The following is a 14,611-nucleotide window of genomic DNA, read 5'->3' as shown; positions in this document are numbered from 1 at the left end:
GACGAGCGGTCCCTCGCGCACGACATGTGCGAGGGACCGCTCGCCCGCTCCCGCTCCACCAGAGAGGCCTCGCCCGTGCAGGTGATCTTCGACAACCTCCCCACCTTCTGGGGCGGGTTCCTCATGACCCTTCAACTCACCGTCGTCGGTGGGTTCTTCGCGACCGTGATCGGCTCGATCATCGCCGTGTTCCGGATCTCCCCGGTCGCGTCGCTCCGCGGTTTCGCCACCGTGTACACCGAGATCGTGCGATGCACGCCGCTCACTCTCGTGTTCTTCTTCTGCGCCGTGGTGCTTCCGATCCTCGGGGTCGACTTCCCCTACCTGACGTTCGCGTTCATCGCCCTGTCCGTCTACACGTCGCCCTTCGTCGCCGAGGCGCTCCGCTCCGGCATCAACGGGGTCGCGATCGGACAGGCCGAGGCCGCACGGAGCCTCGGGCTCGGATTCGGTCAGACCGTCGGACTCGTCGTCTTCCCGCAAGCCATCCGCATGACGATCCCGCCGCTCATCAACGTGTTCATCGCATTGACGAAGAACACCTCGATCGCGGGCGCGTTCTTCGTTCCCGAGCTCTTCGCTGCGGGCCGCGCCCTCGTCAACCAGAACGGGAACGCGGTCATCGCGCTCCTCCTCGGCGTCGCTTTCTTCTACCTCGTCATCACGGTGCCGCTCGGCCAGATCGCCGCGCACCTCGAGCGAAAGGTCGCGGTGACGCGATGAGCGGCTCAGCAATCCTCTTCGACGCCCCGGGTCCCAAGGCCCGGCGCCTCTCCCGAATCCTCTCGGTCGTCGGGATCGTGCTCATCGCCGCCGGGCTCGCCTGGGTCGTCATGACACTCGCAGCCCCTCGCCAGACGTCAGGCGGCCTCGAACTCCCCGGGATGTTCGACGAGTCCCGCTGGGACATCTTCGCCGAACCCATCGTCTGGCGATCGATCGGTGAAGCGACCGTCCGCACGCTGCAGGCGTTCGCGTTCGGAGCCGTCGGAGCGCTCATCCTCGGAGTGGTCCTCTCGATCCTGCGCACGGCGGCCAACACGTGGGTCCGAATTCCGGCGACCGTCCTCATCGAGTTCTTCCGCGGCATGCCCGTGCTGCTCATGATGCTCTTCATCCTCCTCGTCTTCTCGACGGGGGCCCTCTGGGCGGTGGTCGCCGCGCTCGTCGTGTACAACGGGACGCTCATCGCCGAGGCGCTCCGCGCCGGCATCGAGTCGCTCCCCAAGGGGCAGCGGGAGGCCGGCCTGAGTCTGGGGCTCACGCCGCTGCGCACACGGCTGCTCATCGAGTTCCCGCAGGCGTTCCGGCAGATGCTCCCCATCATCGTCGCCCAGCTCGTCGTTCTCCTGAAGGACAGCTCCCTCGGCTACATCGTCGGTTATCCCGAGCTGCTCCGCACGACGACGAACTACCTCGCGAACTTCTACGGCAATCGCTACATGTTCTCGCTGTTCTTCGTGGCCCTCGCGATCTACCTCACCATCAACCTCCTCCTGTCGTGGTTCGCCCGGTGGCTTTCGCGTCGGACAGGTTCGGGTTCGCGGCGGCTCGGTGCGGCTGGTCCTGCCGGCGCGGGAGGAGCTCCCCTCGGCGCAGGCGAGGACACGGCCTCCGCTGCTGCGTCGTCGAACCTCTGACGCCGACGGCCCGACGATGACTCACTAGACTGGGTGATCGTGTCCGAACCCACTCCCATCACGGAAGAAGCGGTCTCCGCCGCGGTCGACGCGGCCCTCGCCGCCGTCGCGAGCGCGACCGATTCCGCAACGCTCAAGCAGGTCCGCGCCGAGCACACGGGGGAGCGCTCGACGCTCGCCCGCTTGAACGGTGAACTGCGCAATGTCGCCCCCGAGCTGAAGGCGCCGCTCGGCAAGCTCGTCGGCCAGGCGCGGGGTCGCGTGAACCAGGCGTTCTCGGCGCGGGAGCAGGAGCTCGTCCTCGAGGAGGAGAACGCCCGCCTCGCCGCAGAGACCGTCGACGTGACCGCCGTCGCCACCGCCTACCGCCCCGGCGCGCGCCACCCGCTCACGCTCCTGCAGGAGCGTGTCTCCGACGTCTTCGTCGGCATGGGGTGGGAGATCGCGGAGGGTCCCGAGGTCGAGAGCGAGTGGTTCAACTTCGACGCCCTCAACTTCGACGCGGACCACCCCGCACGGGCGATGCAGGACACGTTCTTCATCGACCCCGTCGACTCGCACCTCGTCCTGCGCACGCACACGTCGCCCGTGCAGATCCGGGCGCTCCTCGAGCGCGAGCTGCCCGTCTACGTGCTCGCGCCCGGACGGACCTACCGCACCGACGAGCTCGACGCGACGCACACCCCCGTTTTCAGTCAATTCGAGGGTCTCGCGGTCGACAAGGGCCTGACGATGGCGCACTTGCGCGGAACGCTCGAGCACGCCGCGCGCACGCTCTTCGGTGACGAGGCGAAGATCCGTCTGCGGCCGAGCTACTTCCCCTTCACCGAGCCGAGTGCTGAACTCGACCTCTGGCACCCGACGTTCTCGGGCGGTGCGCGCTGGATCGAGTGGGGCGGGTGCGGCATGGTGCACCCGAACCTGCTGCGCGCGGCGGGCATCGACCCGGAGGTCTACTCCGGCTTCGCGTTCGGAATGGGCCTCGAGCGCACGCTCATGTTCCGTTCGGACGTGCAGGACATGCGCGACATGGTCGAGGGCGACATCCGCTTCTCGCAGCAGTTCGGGATGGTGGTGTGACGATGAGGATTCCGCTCAGTTGGCTCGCGGAGTTCGTCGAGCTCGCGCCCGGCACGACGCCGGAGGACGTGCACGCCGCGCTCGTCCGCGTCGGTCTCGAGGAGGAGGACATCCACCGCGTCGAGCTCTCCGGACCGATCGTGGTCGGCGAGGTCCTCGACTTCGTCGAGGAGCCGCAGAAGAACGGCAAGACCATTCGCTGGTGCCAGGTCCGCGTCGCGCCCGAGGGCGAGACGGCGGCCGACGGCGGCGAGAGCGTGCACGGCATCGTGTGCGGCGCCGGCAACTTCCTCGTCGGCGACAAAGTCGTCGTGACGCTCCCGGGCGCCGTGCTCCCCGGTCCGTTCCCCATCGCGGCTCGTAAGACCTACGGTCACGTCTCCGACGGCATGATCGCGTCGTCCCGCGAGCTGGGTCTCGGCGACGAGCACGATGGCATCCTCCGACTCGTCGAGCTCGGACTCGGCGATGCCGAGGTCGGGAGCGACGCGATCGCGCTCCTCGGGCTCGACGACTCGGCCGTCGAGATCAACGTGACGCCCGATCGCGGCTACGCCTTCTCCATCCGTGGCGTCGCGCGCGAGTACGCCCACGCGACGGGTGCAGCCTTCACCGATCCCGCTGAGGCGTTCTCGCGCCCGCCGGCACGGGAGGGCGGCTACCCGGTCTCGATCCAGGACTCCGCGCCCATCCGTGGTCGCGCCGGTGCGAGCGTCTTCGTCGCGCGCACCGTGCGCGGGGTCGACGTGTCGAAGCCGACCCCGATGTGGATGTCGTCGCGGTTGCGCCTCGCGGGCATCCGGTCGATCTCCCTGCCCGTCGACATCACGAACTATGTGATGCTCGAGCTCGGTCAGCCGATCCACGGCTACGATCTCGGCGCGCTCCGCGGCGGCATCGTCGTCCGTCGGGCTGCACCGGGGGAACACCTCACGACGCTCGACGGGCAGAACCGTGCCCTCGATCCCGAGGATCTGCTCATCACCGACGACAGCGGCCCCATCGGGCTCGCGGGTGTCATGGGCGGGGCGAGCACGGAGATCGGCTCGACGACGACGGACGTGCTCATCGAGGCTGCGCGCTTCGATCCGGTCTCGATCGCTCGCACGGCTCGTCGGCACAAGCTGCCGAGCGAGGCGTCCAAGCGTTTCGAGCGGGGCGTGGATCCCAACGTCGCCTCGAACGCGGCCGATCGCGTCGCCGAGCTCCTCGTCGAGCTCGCCGGCGGCCGTGTCGACGAGGAGACCACGGCCATCGACGACGCCGAGCAGCCCTCGAGCATCTCGCTGCCCGATGGCTACGTCTCCCGCATCGTCGGCTTCGAGGCCGAACGCGATGAGACGATCGCCGCTCTGCGCGAGATCGGGTGCACGGTCGATCACTCCGAGCCGGACCTCTCCGTCGTGGCGCCCTCGTGGCGCCCCGATATCACCGAGCGTGCCGACCTCGCCGAGGAGGTCGCCCGGATCCTCGGCTACGACCGTATCCCCGCGGTCCTTCCCGTCGCTCCGCCCGGACGCGGCCTCACGCCGGCCCAAGTGATCCGGCGACGGGTCGCCGACGCGCTGGCCGCCTGGGGGGCCACGGAAGTCCTCGCCTACCCGTTCGTCGCTGCGGAGCAGAATGCGCTCTTCGGCGCGCCGGACGGTGACACGCCCGAGTCCGTGCGCGTCGCCAATCCCCTCGACGCAACCGTGCCGTTCCTGCGGACCTCTCTGCTGCCCGGCCTTCTCGCCGTCGCGAGCCGCAACACTTCGCGTGGGCTCACCGACCTCACCGTCTTCGAAGCGGGGACCGTCTTCCGTCCCGCACGCGGTCGGTCGTACGGTCAGCGTGTCCTGCCGTCGGCCGTGGGGCGTCCGAGCGCCGAGGAGCTCGCGAAACTGCAGGACGGAATTCCGCCGCAGCCGCGACACGTCGGTGTCGTCTCGCTCGGGAACCGCCTCCCGAAGCGCGCGGGGGAGCCAGCGGTTCCGGCCGGTCTGGCTGACGTCCTGGCCGCCGTCCAGGTGATCGCACTCGCGACCGGGGTGCGGATCGATGTCGCGCAGGGCCGCCACCACGCGTTCCACCCCGGACGCACAGCGGTCCTCAGCGTCGGTGGTGCGTTGACCGGCTACGCAGGAGAGCTTTTGCCGGCTGTTGCGCTCGACGCCGACCTGCCGCGCACGGTCGCCGCGCTCGAGCTCGACCTCGACGCCGTCATCGCAGCGGCGCCGACGACGATCGATGCGTCTCCGATCGCCGTCATGCCGGCGGCGACCCAGGATCTGTCGCTCGTGGTCGAGCAGCGCGTCGCGGCGGCTGCCGTGCTCGCCGCCGTGAGGGAAGGCGCCGGGGACCTGCTCGAGGACATCCGCCTCGTCGACGACTACCGGGGTGCGGGACTCGAGGAGGGGACGAAGAGCCTCACGTTCGCTCTGCGGTTCCGGTCGAACGATCACACCCTGACAGCGGCCGAGGCGAGCGAGGCGAAGCTCGCCGGAGCGGCGCTCGCGGGGAGTCGGTTCGGCGCGACGATCCGCGAGTAAGCCGTCGGAACGACGAGTGAGGGCGTGAGCGCAGCTGCGGTCACGCCCTCACTCGTCCTCTCAGCGGATGAGCGGGTCCGGCACCGCGAACACCGAGGGCGCCAGATACGCGTCGAGGGCGCCAGGTGTACCTGGCGCCCTCGTGCGGGTGTAGCTCTGTGGGTTAGTCGCGGAAGGACTCGATCGAGGCGCCCAGGGAGATGAGGCGCTCCTGGAGCTGCTCGTAACCGCGCGCGATGATGTCGACGTTGCGGAGCACGCTCGTGCCCTTCGCCGCGAGCATCGCGAGCAGGATGACGACCGCGGGGCGCAGCGCCGGGGGGCAGCTGACCTCGGCACCCGACCAGTGCGTCGGGCCCGTGATGTCGAGACGGTGCGGGTCGCGCAGCTTGACGTTGGCCCCGAGTCGCGTGAGGTCGGTGAGGTGGATCGCCCGGCCCTCGTACACCCAGTCGTGGATGAGCGTCTCACCCGTCGCGCACGCCGCGATCACGGCGAAGAAGGGCAGGTTGTCGATGTTGAGACCCGGGAACGGCATCGGGTGGATCTTGTCGATCGGCGCGCGCAGCTCCGACGGGTGGACCGTCACGTCGACGAGGCGGGTGCGCTCGTTCTTCGCGAGATACTCCGGCGTGATGGTGTACTTCAGGCCCATCTCGCTGAGGGTCGCGAGCTCGATCTCCATGAACTCGATCGGGACACGCGTGACCGTGATCTCGGAGTTCGTGACGATGCCGGCGGTGAGCAGGCTCATCGCCTCCACCGGGTCCTCGCCCGGCCAGTAATCGACGTCGGCCTCGACGCGCGACTTGCCCGTGATGCGGAGGGTCGTCGAGCCGATGCCCTCGACCTCGATGCCGAGGAGCTGCAGGTAGAAGCAGAGATCCTGGACCATGTAGTTGGGGCTCGCGTTGCGGATGACCGTGACGCCGTCGCGCACGGCGGCCGCCATGATCGCGTTCTCCGTGACGGTGTCGCCGCGCTCCGTGAGGATCACGGTGATCTGCTCGCCGGACTTCGGGGAGACGGTCGCGTGATACCAGCCGGCACCGGCCTCGACCTCGAGACCGAACGGTCGCAGGGCGATGAGGTGAGGCTCGACCGTGCGGGTGCCGAGGTCACATCCGCCCGCGTAGGGGAGCTCGAACTGGGTGAAGCGACCGAGGAGCGGGCCGAGGAACATCAGCACGCTGCGCGTGCGGCGGCCGGCCTCCTCGTCGATCGCGTCGAGCTTGAGCGTCTCGGGGACCTTGATCTCGACGTCGTTGCCGTCGGCCGACCACGTGACCTGGACGCCGAGGCTCCGCAGCACGTCGATGATGCGGTCGACCTCGACGATGCGCGCGACACGGTGGAGTCGCGTCGTTCCGCGGTTCATGAGCGCGGCGCACAAGAGGGCGACGGCGCCGTTCTTGCTCGACTTGACCTCGATGCTGCCGTGGAGCTTCGCTCCGCCCTGCACCCGCAGGTGCGAGTTCTTGCGCGAGTCACCGAAGGTGACGATCTCACTGTCGAGGGCTGCGCTGATACGGCTGAGCAGGTCGAGGCTCATGTTCTGGCCGCCCTGCTCGATGCGGTTGATCGCGCTCTGGCTCGTGCCGACGCGCTCCGCGAGCTGGGACTGTGTGAGTCCCTTGCCCTGGCGGGCGCCGCGGATGAGGGCTCCGACTTCACGGAGAGGGGCTGCGGCGGTGGGGAGGGTGTCTACGTCTGTCACGTGCTTCAGCGTATCTCACATGTGAGATTATTGCCGCACGATTCGACGCCAAAGGTCCGTCGGCGTGTCGCTGAGGGGTCGAAAGCGACGCGCTGTGACGTCTGGGGGGCCCCACGCGGCCGGCGTCCTCTCTCTCGTCGGCCGCGGGTGAGAACGGGTTCACTCCGCAGGGTGGATGACCGTGATGCCCGTCGACGGCATCGTGTCCGTACGCGGGAGGAGCGTCGCCCCCTCCTCGAGGCCGACGCTGCCCGTCACGAGGTCCTGGGGGCGAAGCGTGCCGTCGGCGACGAGCGCGAGCATGTCGGCGTAGTCGCGTGCGGCCATGCCGTGGCTCCCCAGGACCGAGAGCTCGAACGTGATCACCCGGTCGAGGGGGAGGCGTGGCAGCTCCTCCGCCGCGAGGAGGCCGATCTGGACGTGCCGGCCGTGGCGCCGGAGCGACAGGATGCCGCTCGTGCTCGTCTCCGCCGAACCGACGGCGTCGATGGACACGTGTGCTCCTCCTGAGGTGAGGTCGACGATCGTCTCTGCGACATCGGGAGCGGCCTCGAGCACGGCGTCGGCGCCGAGCCCCGTCGCGAGCCGGAGTGCCGCGGGGCTGCGGTCCACGACGACGACCCGAGCCCCGAGCGAGCGGGCGATCATGACGGCGCTGAGACCGACGCCGCCGGCTCCGAACACCGCGACCCACTCGCCGGGCCGCACGTCCGCCCGGGAGCGGACGGCGCGGAAGGCCGTCGCGAAGCGGCAGCCGAGGCTCGCCGCCGCGTCGTCCGACAGGGCGTCAGGTACCGCGACGAGGTTCGCGTCGGCGGCGTGCACCGCGACGAACTCCGCGTGCGAGCCCCACCCTGTGAAGCCGGGCTGCGTCTGGTCCGGGCAGATCTGAGCGTCGCCCTGTTCGCACCACTCGCACACCCCGCAGCCGCACACGAAGGGAGCGGTCACGCGATCGCCGATCGCCCAGCGCGACACCCCGGCGCCCACGGCCGTGATCGTCCCCACGAACTCGTGACCCGGCACGTTCGGGAGGGTCACCATGTCGTCGCCGTGGGCCCAGGAGTGCCAGTCACTGCGGCACACGCCCGACGCGCCCACCCGGAGGACGACACCGCCGTCCGGCACGGTCGGCTCGGGGACGTCGCGCACCTCGACAGGGCCGCCGAATGCGTCGTAGACGATGGCCCTCATGACAGGGCTCCCGCGGTCGTGGTGCTGCCTGTGGCGGCGATGAGGGGGACGGATCCGTGCGTCATGAGGTGCTCCGATGTCGGCGGGTGGTGGTGCGGTCGGGGGCGCGCCGAACGGCTCGGCACGCGAGGTGGACGGCGAGCCTGACCTCGGCGTCCGACAGGTCGAGTCCCAAGATCTCCTGAGATCGCGCGATGCGCGTGGAGACGGTGTTGCGGTGGAGACCCATCGCCTCGGCCGTCGCCGCGATGCCCGACTCGTGGTCGAGGTAGGCCGTCAGGGTGTCGAGCAGGTCTGGCGGACCGTCGAGGAGGGGGCCGAGGAGGGAGGCCGCGGCGGGGATGAAGGTGTCGTTCTCGGTCCAGGACAGCAGGAGCTGTTCGAGGCCGAGCGTGTCGATGCGCACGAACCACCCGGCAGACGACCGCGTCGCCGCGATGCGCGCGGCGTCCGTCGCGCCGTCGATCGAGGCGACGAGTCCCGGCGAACCGCTGTGGAGTGCCCCGACACCGGTCGCGACGTTGAAGGCCCGTCGCGTGGACGCGTGCACCACTCGGAGCGACGCTACGAGGTCCTCGACGACGCCGGGCGGAGGCGGCGACGTGAAGCTCGCCCAGCCGGTGATGCCTCGACCGCTCGTGGCAACGTGGAAACGCCCGGGGAGGGCGGCGAGCTCGCGGGTGACGAACCGCAGCAGCTGGAAGGTGTCGACGCGGGTCCGACCGATGATGCGGAAGGCGACATGGAAGCCCGTCGTACGCCAGCCCCGATCGAACATGCGCTGCTCGAGCTCGGCGTCGCGACCGTCGCGTTGCTCGACGAAGTCGCGCAAGAGCCCGGAGGCGCCTGCGGCGTCGTTCACATCAGCGACTTCGTCGATGAGGATGCGGGCGGCGACGGCCGGCATGGCCACCTCGGCGGCGACGGCGAGGGCGCCGAGCTGCGCCGCGTTGAGCCCGTCGCCGAAGAACGCGAGCCGGAGTCCGGCCCTGCTCGGGCTGTCGACGAGCACGGACGAGGCGGCGCCCTCCTCGACCGATACGGTGTCGAGCCACGGCCCGAAGTCGATCGCGTCGTGCACTGCCCTGGGGAGCGTCCCGCCGGCCTGGAGGATCACGCGCTCCGCATCGACCAGCGCGATGCCGTGCCCGACGCTCGCCGAGAGATGGCGGAGGAGATCGGCGAGGCCCGTCGCGTGATACTCGATCGACTGCGCGACGTGCCTGACGTAGCCGAGGGTCAGGGCGTCACGGCCCTCGAGCAGTTCCCAGCAGGCCTTCGCGAGCCGAATGGGGTCGTCGGTCTCGAGGAGGACGACGCCCAGCCGCTCGGCGAGGTACCGGCCTCCTGCCCTGAGTGCGTCGGCGCCGGGGAGCGCGATCGCGCGGTAGCCGAGGTCCCGCGCTCGCCGGATGAGCGCGTCCTGCTGCCAGCTCGCCGGCGGCCACGACGTCGTGAGGATCGCGAGCGCGCTGGCCACCGAGCGGGAGAGATCCGCCACCGACTCCTCGACGTCGACGCGCGTCCAGGGCGCGGCCGACGACCCGGCGACGACGCGGACGCCGCCACTGCCGGGGTGCGCGAGCAGAGCGTCGAGATCGAGTTCCGACGTCACGGCGTCCCGCCCATCCCGGGCAGCCCGTCCGATCCGCACGGCCCGTCCAACCCGGACAGGCCGTACGCCGCCGGCGACACCGTCGCGAGCCGTTCCGGTGTCTGCGTCCACCACTCGGGTGCGGGGAGCGCGAGGATCGCGACGTGTCTCCCGATCGTGAAGCCGTCGACCTGGAGGACGCTACGGGAGAGCGAATCGACGGTCACGATGATCTCGGGGGTGACCGACTCGACCTGGCCGTCCCTCATGAACGCGAGCGTCTCGGATCGGGCGATGACGCGCAGGAGGGCGCCGTCATCCGCGCGGATCTCGATCGTCGACGCGAACGGGTCGTCCGGTGTCGTCTCGACGGTCATCACACGGCCGACTCCGAGGAGCCGAGCGGCGAGTGCGTCCGCGAGCTCGGGGAGGGAGGGGGCGGCACCGTCGTGCTCGAATGCGCGACCGAGCCTCATCGCGCGGTCGAGTCCGCCGGTGACCGCGTGCTCACGCAGATCGCCGACGGTGAAACCCGCGACGAGCACTGCAGACATCCCGCCGGCCTGCACGATCGCGCTTCGTGCGAGCTTCTCGACGTCCGCGGCGCGTGCCGTGTCGATCACGACGACGCCGTCCGCACCGGTGCTACAGATCGTCACGGTCCCCGGCACGCGGTCGACGAAGAGGGTGAGCTGGTCGAGACGGGGGAGGGCCCTTCCCATGAGGTCGGCATCGACGACGGCGAGTTCGTCGGCGAGCGAGAACGGGCTGAGGCCGTTCAGGCCGGCGCCCTCGAGGGCGCACACGGCGCGCGCCCGCACGCCTGTCCAGCGCTCGGCGGCATCCACGAGGGGCGCGAACGGGGCGTCACCGGGGATGCGCTCGCCGAGGAGCAGGGTTGAGCCACCGAACGCGACGGCGACGCACGGCGTCTCGTCCGGCAGGTCCTCGACTCCGAAGACCGTGAGCGGCCAGAGCGGCGATTCGGCGAGGATGAGTTGCCACATCGTGGTCGTCCCGCCGCCACCGGACCCCAGCACGCCATACCCTCGACCGAGCGTCGTGAGCTCGTGGCGTTCGAGCGTCCTCACCATGAGTCAAGCGTACTGGCGGGCCTCGACGGGGATGAACGGCTCGTCGAGGCCGAAGGCCCGCGGGCCGAAGGCCGCAAGCGCCGCCGGCGTCCGCATCATCTCCGGGGTGGAGATGCCGAGGACCCGGACGCGCTGGCCGTAGCGCAGGCCCTCCGTCGTGACGGGCTCGCACGTCTCCATGTCGACGACGCAGATGAGGTCGGGGACGATCGCTACCACCTCGCCCCCGCGCCGGGCGACGAGGTTCTCGTTCTGGAAGGCGATGTCGAGATGGTCGTCGTCGCCCGGATCGAGGGACGCAATCACGGCCGACCCCTTCGCGAATCCCTCGGTCGTACGCCGTTCGACGTCGCTCACCTTGCCCACGAAGAGCTCGCGCACCTCGGAGTAGAGCGTCGGTGCGAGGGTGTCGACGATGGCTTGTACGGGCGACGTATGGGCGTCTCTCGCCCGGCGGATCGCGCGGCCGAGCGCGAGGGCCATCGACAGGGTCCTCGGCACCGCCGTGCGCTTCACGTCGGCTCCCGTCATGGCGTATTCCGCGATGTGCGAGACCCCGCCGAGCCGAATGGTGACGCCGCGCGCGAGCCATTCCATCTGCCGGTCGTCGTCGCCGGTGTCGATGACGACCGTCTCGCCGCGCTCGCCGCTCAACGCGAGCGGCGAGCCGTGCACGCCGTAGACGGCGAAGGTCTCCATCGACAGCTCGGGGAAAGCCCGCCCCATCCCGTCGGCGTCGACGACGGGCAGGCCCGTCTCCGCGGCGACGATGAGCGGGATCATCGAGTTGATGCCGCCGCACTCGATGGGCATGGTGGCGTCGGCACGGCGTCCGATGTGCTTCTCAAGGGTGCGAAGCGCCAGCGTTGGCTCCGTCCCCGCCGGGATCTTCTCGATCATGACGGTCGGAGCGCCCATCTGCGCGGTGGGGATCACGAACAGATCGTCGGGAAGTTCGTCGGGATCGAGAATCGTGATGGCGCCGTCGCCGAGCACACGCTCGACGAGCTTCGTCCCGATGTAGGGGTCGCCGCCCCCGCCCGTGCCGAGCAGCGTGGCGCCGCGAGCGAGGTCGGGGAGGTCCGCGGCGGTCAGTGTCCAGCTCACAGCACCGGCTCCCGAGTCCCGTCGAACCGGCGGGACGCCGTCTCGTAACCGAAGTAGCCGGGACCGACCATCGCGAGTGCCTCCGGGGCGTGCCAGCGTGGGTCGCTCGGAGCGGCCACGACGCGGACGCGCTGGCCGTAGCGCAGTCCCTCCGTCGTAATCGGCTCTCCCGACTCGTGATCCAGCACAATGATGAGGTCCGGCGTCGTCACGAGCACCTCCCCGTCGCTTTCGGCCATCAGATGCTCGTTCTGGAAGGACAGGGTAAGGGATCCGTCCGTCCCGTCGATCGTCGCCCGGCCGCGAGCGAACCCCGTCGTCGTCGCACGCTCGACGTCGACGACCTTGCCGGCGAAGAACTCGCGCCCCCGGATGATCTCGACGACGCGCGCGACCGGGTCGGTCTTCTCGGCGCGCGCCTCGACGAGGCCGGCGCCGATCGCGACGCAGTGGCTCAGGGAACCATCCACGAGGGCGACGCGCGCGATGTTGCCGTCCATCGGGAACCCCGAGATCATGATGGAGCAGCCCATCTCGACGCACGCGACCCGCGCGATGCGCTCCGTCCAGTGATTGTCGACCGTGTTGAGCACTCCGACGTTGCCCTTCTCGTCGCCGAAGGCAAGAGGCGAGGCCGTCACGTCGTAGAGCGTGGGGAGCACCATCTGGAGCTCAGGGAAGGCCCGCCCCATTCCATCGGCGTCGAGGAGCGGGAGCCCGAGGGCAGCAGCGGCCGCGACGGGGATCGTCGAGTTGACGCCGCCGATCTCCGCGCACGCGACGTGGGTCACGGCGCGCCCGAGCGACGCACCGAGAGCGCGGACGGGCGCGACGACCTCGTCGAGGCTCGGGAGCTTCTCGACCATGACGGTCGGAGCCCCCATCATCGCGACGGTCAGGACGAGTGCGTCGTCGGGCAGCTCGTCGAGCCCGATGACCGTGACGGGTCCGTGGGTGTCCACAGCGCGGCGTGCGAGCAGCGCCCCGATGTACGGATCGCCGCCGCCGCCCGTCCCGAGGACGGCGGCCCCCCGGGCGAGGCCGTCGATGGCATCTGCCGTGAGGATCCAGCTCATGACGACACCGCCATGTCGAGATCGCCGACGGCCTTGACCCGGATGCGCGTCGCGTTGCCCGGCAGGTAGGGGATGGGGACCTCGTCGAAATCGACGATGGAGACGGAGCCGGGCGTCGCTCCGGCGGCGATGGCCTTGTCCACAGCTTCAGCGCGGACCCCGGCGACGGTTTCGTCGCGGCCTCCGGGCCTCACGGCGTACACCTTGTCGATCTCACCGCCGACCTGGGCGATCGACGCACCGATGGCGTTCGCCACCGCGTAGTTCTCGGGCCGGTGCACCGCTCCGAACAGGGGCAACTCGTCGGGTAGCAGGATCGAGCCGCCGCCGACCGCGACGACGGGGATCGGCTCGGGCGACGTGCGCATGCGGTCGACGGCCTCGGCGACGCGTTCGGCGATCCGGTCGAGCACCCGGGTGACGAAGACCGGATCGAGGTGGGCGACGCGCGTGGGGTCTCCGACATCGGCACGGCCGGCGGCCACGGCGATGTCCGTCGCGGTGAGGGTCGAGCCGCCGAACACGAGCGCCTCGGTCGTGAGCCGGTAGCCCACGGATTCGGGTCCGACCTCGCCGGTGTCGAGGTCGACGACGCTGCCACCCCCGATGCCGATGGAGAGGACGTCGGGCATTCGGAAGTTCGTGCGGACGCCCGCCACCTTCACCTCGTTCGCCGTCTCCCGCGGGAATCCGTTCACAAGCAGACCGATGTCGGCGGTCGTGCCTCCGATGTCGACGACAGCGCACGTCTCGAGGCCGCTTGTGAGCGCCGCTCCGCGCATCGAGTTCGTCGGGCCGGAGGCGAAGGTCGCGACCGGGTAGAGGCGCACATAGTCCTCATCCATGAGCGTCCCGTCGTTCTGGCTCAGGAAGATGGGTGCCGTGATGCCCTGAGCACGCACGGCGGAGGTGAGACCGTCGACGATCTCGGACGCGAGTTCGCGGAGGGCCGCGTTGATGATCGTGGCGTTCTCCCGTTCGAGCAGCCCGATACGGCCGATCTCGTGGGAGAGCGAGATCGCGACGTCCGGCCCGAGGATCTCCGCGACGATGCCGGCCGCGGTCGTCTCGAGGTCATGGTTGACCGGACTGAACACGGAGGAGATGGCGACGGAACGGACGCCGTTCGCGGCCATGTCGGCCGCGATCCCGCGCAGCTCGTCCGCGTCGAGCGGCGAGATCGGCCGGCCGTCGAACTCGTAGCCGCCGTGCGCGAGGTAGCTGCGGGCACTGATCGCGGTCGTCAGGGTCTCGGGCCAGTCCACGAGGGGAGGGAGCGCCTTGGTCGCGGGCAGTCCGAGCCGCAGCGCCGCCGTCGGTGCGAGCCTCTTCGCCTGGACGAGCGCGTTGATGAAGTGCGTCGTGCCGATCATGACAGCGCTGATGTCGGAGCCGTCGAACGAGTGGCCGGTACGCAGACCCTCGATCGCCTGGACAATGCCGGAGGTGACGTCGGGGGTCGTCGCGTTCTTCACCCCCGCGAGCGTCTGCCGGCCGTCCATGAGCACTGCGTCGGTGTTGGTTCCGCCGACGTCGATGCCGATGTGCATGTTTTTTCTCTTTCCGAGTGGTGCGAGG

General features: G+C 70.0%; 11 protein-coding genes. 4 read left to right on the top strand and 7 right to left on the bottom strand.

Going from position 1 to position 14,611, the window contains the following annotated elements; translation table 11 throughout:
- The first annotated feature begins 75 nt into the window (after positions 1-75).
- Genes ELQ90_RS13510 through pheT form a run of 4 tightly spaced genes read left to right on the top strand, consistent with a single transcriptional unit; the run spans position 76 to position 5,251 of the window.
- Positions 76-723, top strand: coding sequence for an amino acid ABC transporter permease (locus ELQ90_RS13510; RefSeq protein WP_128495823.1), 648 nt, complete (start codon positions 76-78; stop codon positions 721-723).
- Positions 720-1,640 carry an amino acid ABC transporter permease gene (locus ELQ90_RS13505; protein ID WP_128495822.1) on the top strand — a complete coding sequence of 307 codons (921 nt, stop codon included), beginning with the start codon at positions 720-722 and terminating at the stop codon, positions 1,638-1,640. Before ELQ90_RS13510 ends, ELQ90_RS13505 begins: the two co-directional genes overlap by 4 nt.
- Positions 1,641-1,679: 39 nt before the next feature.
- Positions 1,680-2,720, top strand: a complete 1,041-nt coding sequence (gene pheS, locus ELQ90_RS13500) for a phenylalanine--tRNA ligase subunit alpha (RefSeq protein WP_128495821.1) — start codon at positions 1,680-1,682, stop codon at positions 2,718-2,720.
- A gap of 2 nt (positions 2,721-2,722) precedes the next feature.
- The gene (gene pheT, locus ELQ90_RS13495; RefSeq protein ID WP_128495820.1) at positions 2,723-5,251 is read left to right on the top strand and encodes a phenylalanine--tRNA ligase subunit beta; all 2,529 of its coding nucleotides are present in this window, start codon (positions 2,723-2,725) and stop codon (positions 5,249-5,251) included.
- 163 nt (positions 5,252-5,414) lie between these two features.
- On the opposite strand, the gene ELQ90_RS13490 is transcribed toward pheT, so the two are convergent.
- From ELQ90_RS13490 to ELQ90_RS13460, 7 genes are all read right to left on the bottom strand, one after another.
- Positions 5,415-6,968 carry a helix-turn-helix domain-containing protein gene (locus ELQ90_RS13490; protein WP_128495819.1) on the bottom strand — a complete coding sequence of 518 codons (1,554 nt, stop codon included), beginning with the start codon at positions 6,966-6,968 and terminating at the stop codon, positions 5,415-5,417.
- Between the two features lie 159 nt (positions 6,969-7,127).
- On the bottom strand, positions 7,128-8,162 hold the full coding sequence (locus ELQ90_RS13485) for a zinc-dependent alcohol dehydrogenase family protein (RefSeq protein ID WP_128495818.1): 1,035 nt from the start codon (positions 8,160-8,162) through the stop codon (positions 7,128-7,130).
- Positions 8,163-8,223: 61 nt separating this feature from the next.
- The gene (locus ELQ90_RS13480; RefSeq protein WP_128495817.1) at positions 8,224-9,777 is read right to left on the bottom strand and encodes a PucR family transcriptional regulator; all 1,554 of its coding nucleotides are present in this window, start codon (positions 9,775-9,777) and stop codon (positions 8,224-8,226) included.
- A complete protein-coding gene (locus ELQ90_RS13475; protein ID WP_243695074.1) occupies positions 9,774-10,850 on the bottom strand; it encodes a DUF917 domain-containing protein in 1,077 nt (358 codons plus the stop codon). The genes ELQ90_RS13480 and ELQ90_RS13475 overlap by 4 nt, the downstream gene beginning before the upstream one ends.
- A 3-nt stretch (positions 10,851-10,853) precedes the next feature.
- Entirely contained in the window at positions 10,854-11,957 is a 1,104-nt protein-coding gene (locus ELQ90_RS13470; RefSeq protein WP_128495816.1) for a DUF917 domain-containing protein, read from the bottom strand.
- Positions 11,954-13,033 carry a DUF917 domain-containing protein gene (locus ELQ90_RS13465; RefSeq protein WP_128495815.1) on the bottom strand — a complete coding sequence of 360 codons (1,080 nt, stop codon included), beginning with the start codon at positions 13,031-13,033 and terminating at the stop codon, positions 11,954-11,956. The genes ELQ90_RS13470 and ELQ90_RS13465 overlap by 4 nt, the downstream gene beginning before the upstream one ends.
- Positions 13,030-14,583 (bottom strand): hydantoinase/oxoprolinase N-terminal domain-containing protein, encoded by a 1,554-nt coding sequence (locus ELQ90_RS13460; protein ID WP_128495814.1) that lies wholly within the window; start codon positions 14,581-14,583, stop codon positions 13,030-13,032. Before ELQ90_RS13460 ends, ELQ90_RS13465 begins: the two co-directional genes overlap by 4 nt.
- Positions 14,584-14,611: the final 28 nt, after the last annotated feature.

The sequence above is a fragment of the Labedella phragmitis genome (genome assembly GCF_004078635.1).
Lineage (GTDB): Bacteria > Actinomycetota > Actinomycetes > Actinomycetales > Microbacteriaceae > Labedella > Labedella phragmitis.
Note: the sequence above shows the minus strand (reverse complement) of the source record. Positions and strands in the feature narration are given on the sequence as shown.

Excerpts from the sequence above, each read along its gene's own strand:
- ELQ90_RS13460 (WP_128495814.1), bottom strand. The coding sequence starts at position 14,583 with ATGCACATCGGCATCGACGTCGGCGGAACCAACACCGACGCAGTGCTC.
- ELQ90_RS13475 (WP_243695074.1), bottom strand. The coding sequence starts at position 10,850 with ATGGTGAGGACGCTCGAACGCCACGAGCTCACGACGCTCGGTCGAGGG.
- pheT (WP_128495820.1), top strand. The coding sequence starts at position 2,723 with ATGAGGATTCCGCTCAGTTGGCTCGCGGAGTTCGTCGAGCTCGCGCCC.
- ELQ90_RS13505 (WP_128495822.1), top strand. The coding sequence starts at position 720 with ATGAGCGGCTCAGCAATCCTCTTCGACGCCCCGGGTCCCAAGGCCCGG.
- ELQ90_RS13485 (WP_128495818.1), bottom strand. The coding sequence starts at position 8,162 with ATGAGGGCCATCGTCTACGACGCATTCGGCGGCCCTGTCGAGGTGCGC.
- ELQ90_RS13465 (WP_128495815.1), bottom strand. The coding sequence starts at position 13,033 with ATGAGCTGGATCCTCACGGCAGATGCCATCGACGGCCTCGCCCGGGGG.